Below are 17,921 nucleotides of genomic sequence, written 5' to 3'. Positions count from 1 at the left end.
CTCTTACCTTAATACTGAGTATGGATACTCCTTTATTGCTTCCTCAGGCAATAACACGCTCTACGGTGGTAATGGTGATGACCGCTTGGGTGTGTCTCCAGAAGGTAATAACTTACTCTCTGGGGACGATGGCAATGATTATCTCTCCAGTTCTGGTTATGATGAGTATAAAGCGTACCATCATTTTAGCTCCTCAGGCAACAATACCCTCAACGGTGGCATTGGTGATGATACATTGCGTGCTGAGTATTCCACAGGCAATAACCTACTGAATGGAGGCGATGGCAATGATTATCTCTCCATCTCTGGCTATTATATCGATTACGAAGGTTTTGGTGATTATGATGTCACCTCAGGTAATAACACCCTCAATGGTGGTGCTGGTGATGATACATTGCGTGCTGAATATTCAACAGGCAACAACTTACTCTCTGGTGGCGATGGTAATGATTCCTTATATGTTAGCCCCTCATCCCCAGATACTTCCCCCTCTTATTTAATTACTCAAACGGTAGATGGGGGTAAGGGTGACGATTTATTGTCTATCGATTACAGCAATGCTACAGGAGGGATTACTTCGACATTCAATGCCACTACTAATATTGGCTCAATTACAGCAGGTACGTATCGGGTTAACTACAAGAATATTGAACGATTAAATATTTCAGGTACAGCTTACAATGACAACATTGTGGGCAATAATGGCAACGATACCCTCTCCACGGGGAATGGTGGCAATGATACGATAGATGGGGGTAAGGGTGACGATGTTTTGTCTATCGATTACAGCAATGCTACAGGAGGGATTACTTCGACATTCAATGCCACTACTAATATTGGCTCAATTACAGCAGGTACGTATCGGGTTAACTACAAGAATATTGAACGATTAAATATCACAGGTACAGCCTACAATGACAATATTGTGGGCAGCAATGGCAACGATACCCTCTCCACGGGGAATGGTGGCAATGATACGATAGATGGGGGTAAGGGTGACGATGTTTTGTCTATCGATTACAGCAGTCCTACAAGAGGCATTACTTCGACATTCAATGCCACTACTAATAGTGGCTCAATTACAGAAGGCACGTATCGGGTTAACTACAAGAATATCGAACGATTAAATATTTCAAGTACAGCCTACAATGACAACATTGTGGGCAGCAATGGCAACGATACCCTCTCCACGGGGAATGGTGGCAATGATACGATAGATGGGGGTAAGGGTGACGATTTATTGTCCATCAATTACTCCCCAGAAAGAGTTACTTCGACATTCAATGCCACTACTAATATTGGCTCAATTACAGGAGCTGGGTATCGGGTTAACTACAAGAATATCGAACGATTAAATATTTCAGGTTCACCATACAATGACAACATTGTGGGCAGCAATGGCAACGATACCCTCTCCACGGGGAATGGTGGCAATGATACGATAGATGGGGGTAATGGCAACGACTACTTAACTATTATTAGCCATACATCAGGAAATAATTTACTCTCTGGGGGCGATGGCAACGATACTCTTTCTGCATCTAGTGCCTCAGGCAATAACACACTCAACGGTGGCAACGGCAATGACTACCTCACAGGTGGCAACGGTAATGATAGTCTAATTGGAGGAGCTGGGGTTGATACCTTTGCTTTCAATAGTTTCAATGAAGGCTTAGACACTATTTATGACTTCAACGCCACGAATGAAGTGATTCAGATATCGGCTGCTAATTTTGGTGGTGGGTTATCCATTGGTTCGCTCAAAGCAAATCAGTTTACCATTGGAACATCTCCAAACACTAGCACTCAGCGATTTATCTATAACTCGACTACTGGTGCATTGTTCTTTGATCAGGATGGCAGCGCAGGGGCGTTTACTAAGATACAATTTGCACAACTATCTACTGGCTTGTCACTAACTAATAACAGTTTTGTGGTTGTTTAGTAAATAATTGAATTGCGAGGTTCAATTTTAAGCATCTCGCATTCGATTGTTCTCTATTTTCAAGGTATATATCTACGGGGAATACCCACAAGGAGGGCATAAAAATCTCTTTCTCTCTAAGAGTCAGATTTTGACTATTTTCAAGTTAGTAAGACTTAGGCACTGGCAAAAAAAACAAATATCAAGAAATAGCTTTTTGAGAAACAATTTCGAGATTTTTTGAGCAACTGCTCAACCAAATGAGCAAACCACCCATACTAAACTAATTGAGAGACTTTTCTTTATGGCTAGACTTAGCATTCCATCGAATTTTATCGGTACCCTCGGTGACGATGCTCTAGTTGGGGAAGAACTGAATGCCTCCCCAGCAATTGGTATCGATATTTTGACTGGAGGTTACATCCGTACACTTTCAGGAAAAGACAGGCTGACTGGTATTGGTACTGGCGGCAATGGGAAGAATCAGTATGGCTTAGAGGGCAGCAATGGCACAGGTATTGTTAACGATGGCAGTCTAGATACAGGTTGCCAAGAAGACGCGATCGCTGGTACAGGTAATGGCGGCAACGGCGGCAGCGGCCGCGATGTCGTCGGCGATATCGGTAACGGTGGTAAGGGCGGCGACGGCGGTACTGGAACTGGGATTGCCAACAATGGCAAACTGAATACAGGAAACGGAAACGACGCGATCACTGGCACAGGGAAGGGCGGCAATGGCGGCATCGGCGGCCATGTTAGCAATACTGATTACGCCTTTGGCGGTGCTGGCGGCGATGGCGGCGACGGCGGTACTGGAACAGGCATTGCTAACACTGGCGAACTGAATACAGGGGGCGGAAACGACTTGATCACTGGCACGGGTAGTGGCGGCAACGGTGGTTATGGCGGCAGCAGAGACAGCGACAAAAACATTCCCCTCCTTGGCACCAACGGCGATGGTGGTACTGGAACAGGCATTGCTAACACTGGCAAACTGAATACAGGGGACGGAAATGACGTGATCAATGGCACGGGTAATGGCGGCAACAGCCCCAAAGGTGGCTTCGAGGGTGGCGGTGGTACTGGAACAGGCATTGCTAACACTGGCAAACTGAATACAGGGGATGGAAACGACGCGATTACTGGCACGGGTAATGGGGGCTATGGGGGCTATGGCGGCTATGGGAGCGACGGTGATGCTGGGGGTGGTGCTGGGATCGGCATCTTTAACGTTAAAGATGCCACCATCACTACAGGGACGGGCGAGGACACGATTACGGGTAATGGGAACAGTTCAGGAGCAACCGCCACCACCTATGGCATCTTCAACAATGGAGTCATTGATACAGGAAACGGAAACGACACCATTATCGGACAGGCTACAACAACAAGTGATGGTGTTGTTGGCTACGGCGATAGTTCTGCCTACGGCATTTATGGAGAAGGAGTCATCAAGACTGGGGATGGTAATGACAAAATTATTGCCACCAGCATCATAGATGGGGTTCAACAGAAAGTCTCTATTGGTGGCGGGTTAAGTATTCAACTGGGTACTGGGAATGACTACTTTAAAGGATTCGGTGCTGCGACTGTTGATGGTGGTAAAGGTTTCGACACCCTCGATCTGGGCGCTTTCAATCGCTCTGAACTCATCGTATCTGGTATTAGTTCTGGTAATACCCTTGAAACTGCTGACATCAGTTTTAACAACAATGGCAACACCATTACCTTGTCTACCACTGGCTTTGAGAAATTTATCTTTGCAGATAGCTCTTTGTACTACAGTACTTTGACCAACGGGGCATAGGTCAAATCAATTCCAAATTCCAAATTATCAATTCCAAATTACAAGACGCTCGCTCGCAAAAAGCGAGTCTGCGTACTCTTACAGAGAAGCAAGCTACGCGCAGTGTCTCGTAGAGAGTGTCTTGTAGACCACTGATTATTTGAATCAGTGGGGGCAAGAAAAGAGCGAATTAATCAATTCAAAATTTTTGTTTCTTGTTAATGAGAGCATTTTGAATACGTGAATTTCATTAAATGGTCAATACTTCTTTCTTGCTTTGTGCGACGGTGGCAGATTCTTGGAAACTAAATAATGGCGACAACTAAATATCAAGCTTATACAAATGTGCCAAAACCGAGTCCAAAACTGGCAGAAATGCTCCTCTGCACCCCTGCTGCCTCAACGATTTTCCCTTTTCTTAGTGCCATTCGGGCTTACGCCTTTGCCTTTTCCCAGATCGCAATTAAGGGAATTGATGAATAATTCTTCGGTATGAAGACTAGCCCATTTTCTTGATATAGTACCAACAATCGCATATCCCTTGGTGAAAATTCCCTTCTTCTTGGGTGATCATGGAAAAGGGATACTCTAGTTGAGCTTACGCCCTCTGACTGTTTTATTAGTATATAGCAATGAATTTTAAAGCTTGAATTCTAGCAAAATCATTGTTAGATAGGGTTAAACATACTGATATGACAAGTCAGGAATCCCACATTTAAAAACGTGGGTTCTTAAGCACGAGCAAGCGCAATCTGGGTAACATCAAAGTTTTCTAGCCGAGTCATGTTTCCACTCTTTTTATCGATGCTATATACAGCATTAGGTGTCTGATACCTCATAGCTCCAAAGGCGAGGAGTTGCCCTGTTCCAGAGCAAACTAAGTTTTGTAAGCCATTATTCCATGCCTGACCATCAACTTTCAATTGTGCCAGTACAATCGGCCTTTTTTGATTTGAGTCTAGCTGCACCAGACTTGTTTCACCATGAAATCCAAGTAAAGACGTATAGAATTTCCCATCTGGGCACTCAGCTAAATTGCTAACCCGCTCATCGTTCGGGATTGTAATCTGACTAAGAGGACTTATCTCTCCTGTTTGAAGGTCAATATCTACCAATGTGATTGGTGGTGTACCGTTCTTATGACCTATTAAACCGATGAGTCGCCCATCATTAGTGCCTAGCAAGCTCCCAAGCTGTTGATTCTCATCAAGTCCTGAGACTCTCAAAGTTTTTACAGACGCACCATCCAAAATTATCAGGCGAGTAGGTGTCGCTTTTTTCCTACTAGTCGTAACAGGAGTAATGGCTACAATAAGTGTGCCATCCCTTAAAGAAGTAAAGCCACTCAATATTTCATTAGGCTCTAATAAAGGCGTACTATTATCAGTAATTAACTGAGCTTTTCCTGTAATTAAGGATCGCAAAACAAGTCCTACAGGCTTAATATCTGTGGTTACACTGTTTTGGGGAGTGCTATATGATTCAGTGATGTTTACCTCTGGAATAGCCGTTGGATCAACAGGGATAGAGGTAGAACCTATACCGACAATATTTAAACCCGGTGTTTGCGCCAAGGCTTTGTTAGTTAGATAACTAAACCCAGAGACTACAGTTCCAGCAAGTACCAACTGGCCAAACTGCCGACGTGAGAGATTGTAACCCATATTTCCATTCCTAGAATTAATGACTTTTGTTAGGTAGCAGTGTGAATATAAACAGGTAAGGCTAAGATAGTTGCGTCCAGGTTGCTACTGATGGTGTGCCATTGTTATCACTAATAAAAAGCATGTACCAGCCTGGTGGTGCGATGTTTCGATTGTTTGTTAGTGTGACATTGAGAGAAGTGGCATTCCTAAAATTAATGGGTACATCCACTAACCTTTGTTCTGTATCGCAGGAATGAGTGGTTGCCATTGGTTTAATCAGACTAACCCATTGAATATTCGCAGCTTGGGGTGTCTGAATTGTAAATTGCAGCCCGTAGCTCAATGCTTGAGGGGCACTCTGAATAATTGGTCGCGATCGCGACATGTAAGCAGGACTGTAGATTTCTAATCGCAGTTCATCGACAGTCCGTTGAGGGTTCCCTCCAGCTGTGACTACCCTACCATCTGGTAGGAGCAAGGCTATCGAGTGATATACGCGGGGGACATTTTGTTTAGCTACTACTGTCCAGCTATTTGTAACGGGATTATAGATTTCTGCTGGCAGCATTGATTGTGTTGTGTTCTCATTCATTTGGCTACCATTGCAAACAAACACAGTGCGATCAGGTAATAAAACTGCGCTCAGATGCATCCGAGCATAGTGTAAATTTCTTGATGCGTAGTAAGTTGGGTTGGGCCTATTTAGCAAGGCAATATTCACCCTGTTTATTGCCGCATTAGGACTAGTATTACCCTCAGTACTAGAAGTAGTATTACCCCCACCTATAATCATCACCTTTTGATCTTGTGCAGGTGGTAAAAGCACACTGGCAGCTTGATTACCACAATCTGGGAATTGCAACCCTGGCACCACTTGTTCTGTAATGGATTGTGTAAATGTCCCTGGCAGGGTTAATATCCTTGGTGCCACTGAAGTGCCACCCATTTGAGCACCGGAATAAAAGACGTTCCCATTACTTAGTAGAAATAGCTGTGCGTACTGCGGTAAGGCGCTAGTTCTTGGAAAAGCGTTCCAACCATTTGCAAATGTCGAAGAATAAATTTCTGGTTGTTGGTTGAGGTTGCCATCTATACCAAGCCCAGACACGGCTAATATCCGACCACTGCCTAGTGTTAACAGAGTTAGGATACCAGCGGCCATTATTCATTGATGGCATGTTGATCCATTTTTCGGCAATGGGATCAAACATCACAGCAGTGGGTAAACCATAGAATGGATCGTACCGCAGAGTTCCACCCGCAACCATTAACATCCCATTGGGGGTGAAGGAGTGACCGGCGCAAAAAAGGTCAATAGGTTGATTATTACTATTCAATGGAGGCCCTTGATAGATAAAGGTTCCCGCATTTACATCCCATAACACACTGTTGTATGGAGTATTTAAATGACTAGGATCGTTACCTGAGCCACAGAAAAATAATATTTTACCAGTATGAAATAGGGCGGCATGTATGGGTAGAATTGGGGCTTTATACGACAATACTTGCCATGTGTTTCCTGCGGTGCCAGCCTGAGCTATGAGAGTCCCTGAATCTGTTTCCTCTAGAAGGGTAGTCTTATTATTAGGTTGAGTCACTTTATTTACAACTACTCCTACGTAAGTTTTATTTTTGTTCTTTCAGTAATTGATTCATAAATTTATATCTTCTTCTTCTTTAGGCCCATTGAGTGTTAAGTTATGATGTTTTTTATAATAAGCTAAAGTAAAATTCGTTGAGTTTAACGAGGCAATCACAAGGACTTTGGCGATTTTATATTTGGTTACATAGTTAGGTTAATTAGTGCCTACCTAGTTAGCGCTTACCGACCTGCTAAGAGGTTGTTTGAAAAGTTTAATTTATTACTTGCCTCGGCAATTATAAATCGCGGCTATATAGGCAAAATCTGCCTCATAAGGTTAAAAACCATTGATTTTCTATTAGTCCACCTCAGTGGACTAAGTTTTGTGTAGTAGCGAATTTTATTCGCCCAATACTTTTCAATACATATTTGACATATTAATGACACAGTATTGACATAGATATAAATAAAATATTTAAAAAAGAAGAAGTGTTGGTTAATGAATTAATCTACTTACATTCATCACAATTAAGTCAAAAAATTAAGACTTCAATCTCAAAATGCTCTCAGTAGTTCACTAGAGTAAACTTGGCTATTTGGGAAATTGTTTTAACCTCTAATATGTACCCCAATCTGAAAAAGCGCATTTTGGGCTTGGCAGACTACTAGTAGTCTGCCAACCCAAAATTGCTGAGTGGAGTCAGCAGAGGAGCAGGGGAGCAAGGGAGCAGAGGAGAGATTTGTACAAGTTCTTTCCCCCCTGCCCCTCCGCACCTCTGCCCCTCTGCTTGCCACCACGCAAAGTTTGTGTGGCGAACCACTAGTTCGCTTTCGTGACTTGGCGGGGAAAAGGGTAAGGGGGAAGGGGGAAAGGGTTTAAATCTCTTACCCTTTTCCCTTTCCCCTTTCCCCAGTCCTCACAAGCGCATTTTTGGGTTGGCAGACTACTAGTAGGGCGATCGCAGTTGTCTTGATATCAATTTTTATACACCGAAAAAACAGGAGTAATCGGAATGTCTACATTTACCGTCACTAATACGAACAACAGTGGTGCAGGTTCACTGCGGCAGGCAGTTCTAAATGCCAATGCCATGACAGGAAAAGATATCATCAATTTTGGTGGGCCGTTTACAGATGGGCTAGCTCATACCATCAGTTTGACTGGTAGTGGTTTGAGTATCACAGATGACTTGATAATTGTTGGTACAAATCCGAGCAAACTAACTATTAAGGATGATACTGCTGATCGTGTTTTTGACATTGCTAGTGGTGTAATATCTGCAATCAACGGGCTGACTATTACAAATACATATAATGGCTCCAATGGCACACCAGGGGGTGGTGGTATTTCCAATGAAGGTGTTCTTACCTTAAACAACAGCATAATCACTGGCAATACAGTATATCATAATGCAATAAACTTCTACGGAAACACCACCAGTGCGGGTGGTGGTATTTATAATACTGGCAGCCTCACAGTCAACTATAGTAACATTAGTAACAATTCGGCTGGTGATGTTTTATCTGCCAACGGTGATGGTGGTGGTATTTATAATACTGGCAGCCTCACAGTCAACTATAGTAACATCACTGGTAACACAACAGGTTATGGTGGTGGTGTCTATAGTGACCAGGATTTAAAAACTAGTATCAAGTCTAACTCAGTATCAGTGAATTACAGTACCATCAGTCACAATAGTTCGGCAGGTGAAGGGGGCGGTATCTATTTACATTATGGCACGCTCAATCACGACACCGTCACTAACAATTCGGCAAGTGAAGAAGGTGGCGGCATCTATTTATACGATGCTCAGGTGAATTACAGCATTATCACTAACAATTCGGTAGGTAGCAGCGGCGGTGGTATCTCATTAAGTCAAGGTACAGTAAATTACAGCAGTATCAGTGGCAATTCGGCGGGTGACATCGGCGGCGGTATATCAGGTCAAGGTACAGTAAATTACAGCAGTATCAGTGGCAATTGGTCCCCATCTGGCGGCGGCATTGTAGGCATTGATGGTTTGACAGTAAATTACGGCAGCATCACTGACAACACAGCAGATTATGGCGGTGGCATCTACGTAACTAATGGTGGTGGAATAGTAAATCACAGTATAATCAGTGGTAACACGGCTAAAGATGCGGGTGGAGGGATATTTTATAGCGGGCTTATTTCTCCAGATAGTGATCTGGGTTTTAATGATCATATAGTCGTGATTGATAGCACCCTTAGTAACAATCAAGCAGGCATTGGTGCTGCCGTTTACAATGATGGCAACTTAACATTAGCCAAAAGCACTATTAGTAACAATAAAGCACAGTCTGGCGGTGGTATTTACAATGATGGCGCTTTAATATTAAGCAACAGCACCCTCAGTAACAATCAAGCACACTTTGGCGGTGGCATTTACAATGATGGTATCTTAACAGTAGGCAACAGTATTATCAGGCACAATAAAGCTTTCGGAATCGAACTCAGTTCTGGTAAATTCGAGTCTGGCAAGGGTGGCGGGATTTACACCTCTGACTCTGCTGGCTATCCCGCTCCCACATTAGACTACAGTACCGTCGCTTGTAACTTTGACACACCCGAAGAGGATTCAAATAAGTTTATCAAGCTTGATAATATTGTAGGTAAATTCATTAACATTGGTTCAGTCGTGAGAGTTTAAGTATTTACCTTAATATTTTTTACAAGGCGATTAAAAATTCTCACCAATCCAATCAATAGCTTGGTGAGAATTCGTTCATTAGCAATTCTTTGTTCCATTGCCGATAATAGTTTTAGAGCTAATTATTTAAGAGGTTGATTATGGTTTTTGCTCAAACCAGTCCCCCAGATGTAATAACAACTCGCCTGACGTTAGACGAGTATCGGGCTATGGAAGAAACAAACCCCGAACGCCATGAATACCGTAACGGAGAGATTATTACTATGTCGGGAGGGTAGGAATCTCACAGTGCCATCGCCAGCAACTTCTTAATAACTCTAGGGTTTTTATTGAGAGACACCGATTTCCGTTTGTATAACAGCGACTTGCTTTTTTTGGATTCCTGAATATCATTGTGGTACTTATACGAACCTATCCCACTATTCTAAAAATCCCTACTTCTTTTCGTAAAAAATGATCGCTGGCTATGGCAAGTGAACTTCGAGTAATAAATTATGACTTCTCATAATATTCTGGTTATTGAAGATTCCAAAGATATGAAATGGTTGTTTGAGGAATTTTTTAACTTACTGCCTGCACACCACTTTGAGATGTCCATTTATAATGGACGTGATGCTTTAAAATTCCTCAAATGTCACAGAGTTAGCATCATCTTGATTGATTTTCCAGTTCTCGGTGCTTGGGAGCTTTTTGAGTACGTTCAAGCTCATCCGACATTAAGATTTGTTCCCCTTGTAGTTATGTCAGGAGCAAAAAAACATTTTATCGATGAATTTCCAAAGCCTTTTGAATATTTTGAACATTGTAAAAAACCATTTAGACCAGCAGAACTTAAGCAAGCAGTCCGTTCAGCGATTAACAAAGCAAAATTGCGGTATCTCCAAGAAAAAAGCCACATCTTTGGTGAGATTAGTTAGACAAGGGGCTTGAGTAGCAGGCGAACTGAAAGCTGGGATCAGCTTAAGATTGTTGGTATGGTAGTTGGTTCTGACGCGCCGACTGAAAATCTGCGTGTTGAGGAAAAGGCTCATGCGCCCTTGAGGGGCGCGTCACTTTCACGTATCTTCATCGCGTCAGAACTTGAAGAATTCCCTACGGCAATTGATTGTACATCGCTGGCACTTGTGAAAGCTGCACGAAGTAATCCCGCTTCTCTACGAGGCGCTGCGCGAACTTTGTTGGCTGAAAATCAGAATTGTGGTGTTGAGCCGAGGGGCTATCATGAAGATACTTGTTCCGCCGTGCCCTTTGCTCAAAATGAATTTTCTTCAACTTTAGCGATGCCTGCGGCGAGCGTAGCTATCGCTAATCAAACACAGGAAGAAGTAGAACAGAGTAATCCTTATACCAATTCACTAAAATAATGAAACAGATGTAAATCCTGAAAGCCTTGCTGTATCTAAGTTTTGTAATTATTGCGAATGGGCGAAAAAGCGAATTGCGAATTGGTATTAGACCTCTCGCAAAAAGCACTTTTGCAAGAGGGGGAAAAAGGGTTCATGTTAAAGAGAAAGGGAAAGGGAACAATACAGAATTTTTTCCCATTCCCCCTTCCCCCTTTACTTTTTCCCGACTTATAGAAGAAGTCTATTTTCATATATGGAATTAGCAACGCCAAACTTTTTAACCTGATTTCGCTATAAATTCATCTATATGCAACTATTACTTGCTGTTCAGTAGGTGGGAGTGAATGAAGTTGGCAATGGGAAAAACCAGCATTGCTAAACATACTTTCGTACTCTGCAAATGTATAGGCATCGCCACTAGGGGTTGTTGCTAGCATGACTAAGCTGAAAGCAGCAGCATCAGGTGGCGTAATGCGGTCAGAGTTAGGAATAAACTCAAAAACGAGAACTCTTCCATCAACAACCAGCGAAGTCTTGATCTTTCTCAGTAGCTGTTCACAGGTTGCTACATCAAAATGATGTAAGAAGTTAGGCAGTAAAACTAGATCGTAGTCATTGCCGTAATCTACTTCAAAAGCGCTACCGACAATTGTATGGTAGCGCGAACCTACTCCTTTGATCGTGGCGTTTTCTTTAGCAACCTCTAAAACAGATGCCCAATCAAGACCAAAAATTTCGGCATTCGGGTTATGTTGGGCAATTGCAATACCAAACAAGCCATGACTTGCTGAAATATCTAACACTTTCAGAGGCTCTATTTTATTCTCATTCACCAACTGAGCGATTAATTGTGCGGGGTTTGCCATCATTGGTGACATAGCTTTTGCAAATTGCACCCATACTGGATGTTCTGGCGATAAAGTTCCTTGGGGCGATACGGCAGTTCCTCCCTTGAGGACAGCAGCAGTCAGGTCATTGAAACCGTTAGTTATCATTGGAGATAGTAAAAATTCAATTGCATCTCCCATATAAAATTTGCTTTGCCGATCCAAGAACATCGCTGAATCTGAAGTGAGCCTATAGCCTTCTGCTTCCTTTGTCATAAAGCCGATAATCACCAAATAATCGCACAACATTCGCATACCTCGTTCCGAGGTTTGACACTTTTGTGCCAATGATTGACTTGACTCAATTCCTTGACTGATGGCAGTAAAAACATTCAATTCAACTGCGGCTTTAATTGCCGCGCTGCGTTGGTAAGCGTTAACTGTATTGAAGAATAGTCCAGGTGAGGGTGTTGACATATAATAAAGCTTTTTCAATGACGAAATATAATCAGCGATCGCCTCTTAAATAAGTGGGCGTCATTCTAAGGCGATCGCCACTTTCAATATATTGAATTTTAGACCTGTCCGGCTGTTAATAGTGAAGAAGGCAGGAGGCAGGAGGCAGAAGGCAGAAGGTTGCAATACAGTGTAGGCTTCAGACCTACACTGATTGCAGGACACCAAATCAGAGATTTTGGAGTGGGGCTTAAACCCTTGCTCCGCAATGGTTCGCAGCAGAAGGCAGAGGGCAGTATTCCTTCTGCCTCCTGCCCTCTGCCTTCTGCCTTTCTTGCTAAATCTGCGGTCAAATCCAGCGTAGGGAAAATCACTGATTGAATTGCTTGCGTCCCCTGAAACACAGATTCTTCATATAGTCCATCTACCAGAGTTAGTAGAGTTATTTGGGCTTTCTGGGCATCAACAATCCAGTATTCAGGGATACCCCGTGCTGGATACTCAGAGCGCTTATAGCGGTAGTCTCTATCCTCATTTACCTTTCCTGTAGCACCACTTGGAGGCTGCGGCATTCTATCGTTCAATAGCAATTCTTCTTGACTTTGCAGATAATAGTTTTAGAGCTAATTATTTAAGAGGTTGATTGTGGTCTTTGCTCAAACCAGTCCCCCAGATATAATAACAACTCGCCTGACGTTAGACGAGTATCGGGCTATGGAAGAAACAAACCCCGAACGCCATGAATACCGCAACGGAGAAGTTATTACTATGTCGGGAGGGTCAGAATCTCACAGTGCGATCGCCAGCAACTTCTTAATAACTCTAGGGTTCATCTGCACCTTTAAATCACAAATATCGCCAGAAGTTCTTACTGATAGTCTTGAGACTGACTACATTGGGTTCTGCTGTCGCTTTAGGGGCATGACCAACAACTACCGCAGCAACTTGTGGTGCAGATGTCGCTAACAGAGAGTTGAGTAACTCTCGCTGATAGTCAATATCTTCTACTGTGCGGTAAACTCTGTGGTAGTCAATTTGCATCCCTAAAGGTGTTGGTACTATTTTCAGATATTCATTTAGGGCGTTAATATAGCCATCGTGAAAAATTCTATTAGCAATAGAAGGACGGATAATATTCAATAATTGAATAGCTCGTCTAATGTCTGCAACACTGCGACTAGCATCAATCTCTGGCTGGCTTTCGCTGTAACCTTTGGATTTCTTTTCTGCTACCAGATTATGAAATTTAGCAATGGCTCTTTGATGATTGCCTAATGTGTGGATTTTCGTTTGCGCCTTATAACCGACTCTGCCCCACTGCACTGTTAAGTTACCATCTTCAACAATAGCCGCCCAGAACTTATTGCTGTTCTGGATAGCATCAACAAAGACTAAATAGATTTCCATCTTTCTTACCCTGTCAATTTCCTAACTTCAGGGCATTGCCCCATCTGAGATAGATATACTGAACGCGATCCCTACGAACCTAAAAGAGCGATTGCCCCATAGGATTAGAAGACAATCGCCTTCTCATCAGTTCATATTGCGAAACTTAGCAGCACGCAAAGATTGAGTTTTCGCCGCAACCACAGGACTACTAGCCCGTCGTGCAGTTGATGCCCAGGACTGCATCCGCTCGACTGCCGCAGCGTCCTGAATCGCAAGCGGGGTAATGGTTTGACGGCAGGTTTCCAGGTCAGCAAGCGTTACCTGCTGCGGTCTATCCTCATCGAATGCCAGCAGAGCAGCTTCCGAAGCGAGGGTTTCGAGTTCTGCCCCGGAGAATTTTGCGGTCGAAGCTGCGATCGCTTCGAGATATTCAAGCTGTACTTGAATACCGAATCGCTCTAGGTGAATCCCTAGAATCTGTACCCGTTCTGGTTCAGTGGGAAGATCAACAAAGAAAGCTTCATCAAATCTTCCCTTCCTCTTGAATTCACTTGGTAGTGCTGATGGGTCATTGCAGGTTGCAACTATAAACACCCCAGCAGTACACTCACTCATGAACGTAAGCAAAGTTCCAAGAATCCTTTGACTAACACCTGAAGTATCGCCCTGACCTGAAAGTGCTTTTTCTACTTCATCTATAAATAAGACGCAAGGTGCGATTGCTTCTGCTGTTTTCAGTGCGCGTTTAACATTACCTTCGGATTCGCCAACTAGTGAACCTAGAAGAGACGCAATGTCGAGTTGTAGAAGTGGCAAATTGAGTATACTAGCAATGTTTTTGGCGCAGTGACTTTTACCCGTTCCGGGTGGGCCAGCTAGTAACACCCCTTTGGGTTGGGGTAAGCTAAGACTTCGTGCCTCTTGTGTGAACAGCCGCCGCCGACGATTCAACCAATCACGCAGTAAATCGAGTCCGCCGAATGGGGTTATCGCAGGTTTACCCAACTCGATACCCATTTGAGAGAGTAGCCGAGTTTTGTACTCGACAGCTTTGGGGATAAAATCAGCGCCAACGACGACACCATCATTAGTTAAGTTTTCTTTGACTGTTAACCGAAGGAAATCACTAATTTCTTCTAAAGTTAAACCCAGTGCTGCACGAGAAAGAGTTTCAAATTCAGCATTTTCAAGCGTAACAGTAAAAGTCAATTCCTGCTCCCTAGCAGACTGTTGTAAGTCATGCAAATAAGAATTGATATGTTCAAGTATTTGGTCAATACTAGGTAAAGGGACTTCACAATAAGGAATCAATCTGACTAGGGATTCGTGTAATTGTATGTTCTGACCTAACAAGACAATGCGTTTATCTGTGGGTTTTAACCTGTGGTAAAGGTTTTTAATCTTGCTTAAAATTTCCCAACTCAATTGGGGTGAATTCTTAGCAATAAAGGGGTGAATATCTCCGAGGATAAATACACCATGACCACTAAAGTTAGCAATGTAATCAAACACATATAACAATGGATCAGCCTGTGGTGGTTTCTTATACTCTGCAACTGGCTTAAACACCAATCCCCCATCTGCTGCGATTAAACATTGCTCTAAGGTTGATACTCCCAGATTCCAGAAAAATACTGGACTTGATAGCTTGTTAGATGCCTCTGTAGTCAACCACTGAATAATCGTTGCTTCATCAGGAGACAGCACATCAAGCGCTGCGATCGGAATTTGTGAATCAAGCGTGGAGAGGAGATTTGAGAGTTTCATGTCAATTATTCAAATATTTCACTTATGAAATGGCGAAGTCTTTATGATCAGCAGTTACCAGCCTAGTTAAGACTGGTAATTGATGACTGATTACTGACGCAAACGTGTTTGATTACTGTTCGTAGCCCGAAGTTGTTGGGTTTGGGCTTCATCTTTAAACGTGCGATCGCCCTCCACAACTCCAAGTGCTTCTTCAAATGGTTGCGTAGCCGATAAACAACTCAGCCCCTCGAACCCCTCCGCTTCCACTCGAACTTCACCTGTAGCGCTGTCAAAATGAATCAAAACTGAACGTTCCATGTTTATCTCCTTACATATTGTTGAACTTCTTGATGTCCAGCAAAAGTCAGCCGTAGAGTTTGCACGTTCCCGTTGGTTTCTTCAGCGATCGCACATTCACCAAATTTTTCTTGTAACTCGGCGGCTTTAGCGCGAACCATCCGTTGTCCATAAGCCAGCATTAGTTTATTACTGAAAAAGTCTTGTCCCAACTTCAGAACTGTCTCGTAGCTGTCGTGTATTACATCGTACACACCACTTGACTGATTCCATTTGAACCCGATGTCTGCACGGGCTTTTATGGTGCGACCAGATACGATGATTTCAGCGCTTTGTCCTTGAGAGCCACCGTAGTATCCTTTTAGTGATTGTGCTGTTTCATGAACTTGCGGATTCAGTTTCAAATCTTGTAAAGCTTGTACCAGACATTCACGGTTAACAAGCTTGGTTTTAACTGTTGAGAAATGTGACATTTTTAGCTCCAAGGCTTTCAAATTGGTTTGAGAAATAGTACGGATGCGATATCCTTTTTGAGTTATTCTGGAAACTACGTATTAAATCCATTGGGATCAGTCTTGAGCGAATTCACCCTCGCCCAAGACTGTTTTTTACCGGAACTTAAACGACATCACGGTAGCTTTCGATAAACCCACTTCACCAGTTGCTAGCTCTTGGAGATTGCGCTGTTCGTCTAACAACTTAATCCGAATTTCTTCCATCTTTTGCTGTAATTGACTGCGCGTATCTGAACCAAGATTCTTCGACTCAATCGCCGGATCGTTAACGATAGAGTCCAAGTGCGCCATCATCGCCTCCAAGCTGCTGCCTGCCTCCGGGTCAGCATTCGCTAGTAGTACCTGAACCTTCATCAGATGGCGTTGCATCTTCTTTTTAAACTGTACGGGCTTGCGTCCTGGTTCCCAATCAGCCAACTCTTCAAGCAACTGTGCGGCGAGTTGTTCACCACCAGCGAGGGCTGATTCCCGTAGCCTTTGCTCCAGATTTTGGTCGTACTGTTGTATGAACTTGGTAATCTGGTCAAGGCATTCGGCTTGCTGCTGGTTCAGTTGTTCGGACAATGCCGGGATAATTACCGGACGACCAATGACGACCTGCAAATAGTCTTCGAGATCGGTCAGAGTCGGAAATGCTCTTAACAAGTTAGCTTTTACAGATTCTTGCTTATCTTGTGCTAATTCCCAAGTGTTAAGTGAGAGGAACTGGTCAATCCGTTCCTGATAATCAAGAAGCCCCGCTTCGTAATCAGCTTTTAATTGATTACGCAGTCCTGGGGCGATATTATCTCTGATATTGATTAACTGATTCCAAACGAGTGGAGCCAAATCAATCGGACAAACCCAATCACCAGTATCCGCAGACATCCACTCCTGAACTGAGGCGATTTCTTGACGAAGTTGTGCGGCAGCTTCATCCAGCTTCTTGAATACCTTGATACCTCGCAAACCGACTTCGGAATTTGTGACTTTAACGAGGTCTGATTCTATTTCAGAAACTTCAGCTTTAAGTACATCTGCCCATTTAGGTGCAGCAGACTTTGTACTTCTCTTCAACTGAATACGAAAGCGAATACGAGTTTTATTTAATTGTGAGAAATTGTGGCGCTCGACTACTGCATCAGTTAGGAAATTTGCAGCAACAGGGTTGTCAATTGCTTGTACCATGATTATTGACCTCAATCATTATTTTTCACTTTCAATTAAGCGAAGCTTTCTTAGCCTGTAACCCAATAAGTTCCTGTTTCTCGAACCATACAAGGCTGTCCTTTAATAGTTGCAATCCCTACTTGGCGGCTATTTCCCAATTTCTGAATGTCTGTAATAGCTCTATAGATTACTTTTGTAGAACTATTTTGTAACCTAATATGTCTTTTAATGACTGGTGGTTTATGTATGGACATGGCTCAAAATAGCTGAAGTTGCTGTGAATTATCCTGTACCACAGGCTTTTGATAAAACATTCCTTCGACTTCATAACAGCGAGTCATGAGTTTGTTTCGATTTAGCCGAAAGCTGGCTTTTTTTCTTTGATTTGGCAGAGGTAAAAATAGATACTGTGGATGTTGGATAGTACCTGTATCGCCTAAGTATCGACAATGTGTACCATTAATTTGGTAAACTTTTGATGAGCTTAACAGTGTCGCTTCATACACTTTGATCAAATTTGTTTCCATCTGATTAGTATTGAAGTAGAGTGTGTGATAATCTTTTGTGGAATCGATTTTTCTCT

General features: G+C 43.0%; 19 protein-coding genes and 1 pseudogene. 8 read left to right on the top strand and 12 right to left on the bottom strand.

Translation table 11 applies throughout. The annotated features are described in order from the left end of the window. Positions 1–91 precede the first annotated feature (91 nt). The 3 genes from FD723_RS35650 (at position 92) to FD723_RS35640 (ending at position 4,193) form a co-directional block, all read left to right on the top strand. Positions 92–1,945, top strand: a complete 1,854-nt coding sequence (locus FD723_RS35650) for a calcium-binding protein (RefSeq protein WP_306297042.1) — start codon at positions 92–94, stop codon at positions 1,943–1,945. 283 nt (positions 1,946–2,228) lie between these two features. Next, positions 2,229–3,731, top strand: coding sequence for a hypothetical protein (locus FD723_RS35645; protein WP_179069933.1), 1,503 nt, complete (start codon positions 2,229–2,231; stop codon positions 3,729–3,731). A gap of 291 nt (positions 3,732–4,022) precedes the next feature. Beyond that, entirely contained in the window at positions 4,023–4,193 is a 171-nt protein-coding gene (locus tag FD723_RS35640) for a hypothetical protein (protein ID WP_179069932.1), read from the top strand. A 248-nt stretch (positions 4,194–4,441) separates the two neighbouring features. Here the strand turns inward: FD723_RS35640 and FD723_RS35635 are convergent, their stop codons facing one another. The 3 genes from FD723_RS35635 to FD723_RS43515 form a co-directional block, all read right to left on the bottom strand. Continuing rightward, the gene (locus tag FD723_RS35635; protein ID WP_179069931.1) at positions 4,442–5,374 is read right to left on the bottom strand and encodes a hypothetical protein; all 933 of its coding nucleotides are present in this window, start codon (positions 5,372–5,374) and stop codon (positions 4,442–4,444) included. Between the two features lie 61 nt (positions 5,375–5,435). Further along, a complete protein-coding gene (locus tag FD723_RS35630) occupies positions 5,436–6,464 on the bottom strand; it encodes a galactose oxidase-like domain-containing protein (protein WP_256875315.1) in 1,029 nt (342 codons plus the stop codon). Next, entirely contained in the window at positions 6,370–6,954 is a 585-nt protein-coding gene (locus FD723_RS43515; protein WP_256875314.1) for a hypothetical protein, read from the bottom strand. The genes FD723_RS35630 and FD723_RS43515 overlap by 95 nt, the downstream gene beginning before the upstream one ends. Positions 6,955–7,951: 997 nt before the next feature. Here FD723_RS43515 and FD723_RS35625 point away from each other — a divergent pair. From FD723_RS35625 to FD723_RS35610, 4 genes are all read left to right on the top strand, one after another. Next, entirely contained in the window at positions 7,952–9,610 is a 1,659-nt protein-coding gene (locus tag FD723_RS35625) for a right-handed parallel beta-helix repeat-containing protein (protein ID WP_179069930.1), read from the top strand. Between the two features lie 140 nt (positions 9,611–9,750). After that, the gene (locus FD723_RS44285; RefSeq protein WP_372743834.1) at positions 9,751–9,888 is read left to right on the top strand and encodes a hypothetical protein; all 138 of its coding nucleotides are present in this window, start codon (positions 9,751–9,753) and stop codon (positions 9,886–9,888) included. A 216-nt stretch (positions 9,889–10,104) separates the two neighbouring features. After that, entirely contained in the window at positions 10,105–10,527 is a 423-nt protein-coding gene (locus FD723_RS35615; RefSeq protein ID WP_179069929.1) for a hypothetical protein, read from the top strand. 9 nt (positions 10,528–10,536) lie between these two features. After that, complete coding sequence (locus tag FD723_RS35610; RefSeq protein ID WP_179069928.1) at positions 10,537–10,974, top strand: hypothetical protein; 438 nt, start codon at positions 10,537–10,539, stop codon at positions 10,972–10,974. Between the two features lie 281 nt (positions 10,975–11,255). Here FD723_RS35610 and FD723_RS35605 read toward each other — a convergent pair whose 3' ends face one another. Next, complete coding sequence (locus FD723_RS35605) at positions 11,256–12,260, bottom strand: methyltransferase (RefSeq protein WP_179069927.1); 1,005 nt, start codon at positions 12,258–12,260, stop codon at positions 11,256–11,258. 323 nt (positions 12,261–12,583) lie between these two features. Further along, positions 12,584–12,784: pseudogene (locus FD723_RS35600) on the bottom strand (Uma2 family endonuclease); the annotation flags it as partial. Positions 12,785–12,884: 100 nt separating this feature from the next. On the opposite strand from FD723_RS35600, the gene FD723_RS43510 reads away from it, so the two are divergent. Beyond that, positions 12,885–13,205 carry a Uma2 family endonuclease gene (locus tag FD723_RS43510; RefSeq protein WP_256875313.1) on the top strand — a complete coding sequence of 107 codons (321 nt, stop codon included), beginning with the start codon at positions 12,885–12,887 and terminating at the stop codon, positions 13,203–13,205. Here the strand turns inward: FD723_RS43510 and FD723_RS35590 are convergent. From FD723_RS35590 to FD723_RS35560, 7 genes are all read right to left on the bottom strand, one after another. Next, positions 13,086–13,646: a WGR domain-containing protein gene (locus FD723_RS35590; RefSeq protein WP_179069926.1), complete on the bottom strand. Its 561-nt coding sequence runs from the start codon at positions 13,644–13,646 to the stop codon at positions 13,086–13,088. The two genes, FD723_RS43510 and FD723_RS35590, sit on opposite strands and share 120 nt — an antisense overlap. A gap of 126 nt (positions 13,647–13,772) precedes the next feature. Continuing rightward, positions 13,773–15,395 (bottom strand): AAA family ATPase, encoded by a 1,623-nt coding sequence (locus FD723_RS35585; RefSeq protein WP_179069925.1) that lies wholly within the window; start codon positions 15,393–15,395, stop codon positions 13,773–13,775. Between the two features lie 90 nt (positions 15,396–15,485). Continuing rightward, on the bottom strand, positions 15,486–15,695 hold the full coding sequence (locus FD723_RS35580) for a DUF2997 domain-containing protein (RefSeq protein WP_179069924.1): 210 nt from the start codon (positions 15,693–15,695) through the stop codon (positions 15,486–15,488). Between the two features lie 2 nt (positions 15,696–15,697). Next, a complete protein-coding gene (locus FD723_RS35575) occupies positions 15,698–16,147 on the bottom strand; it encodes a DUF1257 domain-containing protein (protein ID WP_179069923.1) in 450 nt (149 codons plus the stop codon). A gap of 135 nt (positions 16,148–16,282) precedes the next feature. Further along, positions 16,283–17,356, bottom strand: coding sequence for a hypothetical protein (locus tag FD723_RS35570; protein WP_179069922.1), 1,074 nt, complete (start codon positions 17,354–17,356; stop codon positions 16,283–16,285). A 50-nt stretch (positions 17,357–17,406) separates the two neighbouring features. Continuing rightward, the gene (locus FD723_RS35565) at positions 17,407–17,592 is read right to left on the bottom strand and encodes a hypothetical protein (RefSeq protein ID WP_179069921.1); all 186 of its coding nucleotides are present in this window, start codon (positions 17,590–17,592) and stop codon (positions 17,407–17,409) included. A 3-nt stretch (positions 17,593–17,595) separates the two neighbouring features. Further along, a complete protein-coding gene (locus FD723_RS35560) occupies positions 17,596–17,865 on the bottom strand; it encodes a hypothetical protein (protein ID WP_179069920.1) in 270 nt (89 codons plus the stop codon). Positions 17,866–17,921 lie beyond the last annotated feature (56 nt).

It is taken from the genome of Nostoc sp. C052 (assembly GCF_013393905.1).
Taxonomy (GTDB): Bacteria; Cyanobacteriota; Cyanobacteriia; order Cyanobacteriales; family Nostocaceae; genus Nostoc.
This window is presented reverse-complemented; position numbering and strand designations above follow the sequence as displayed.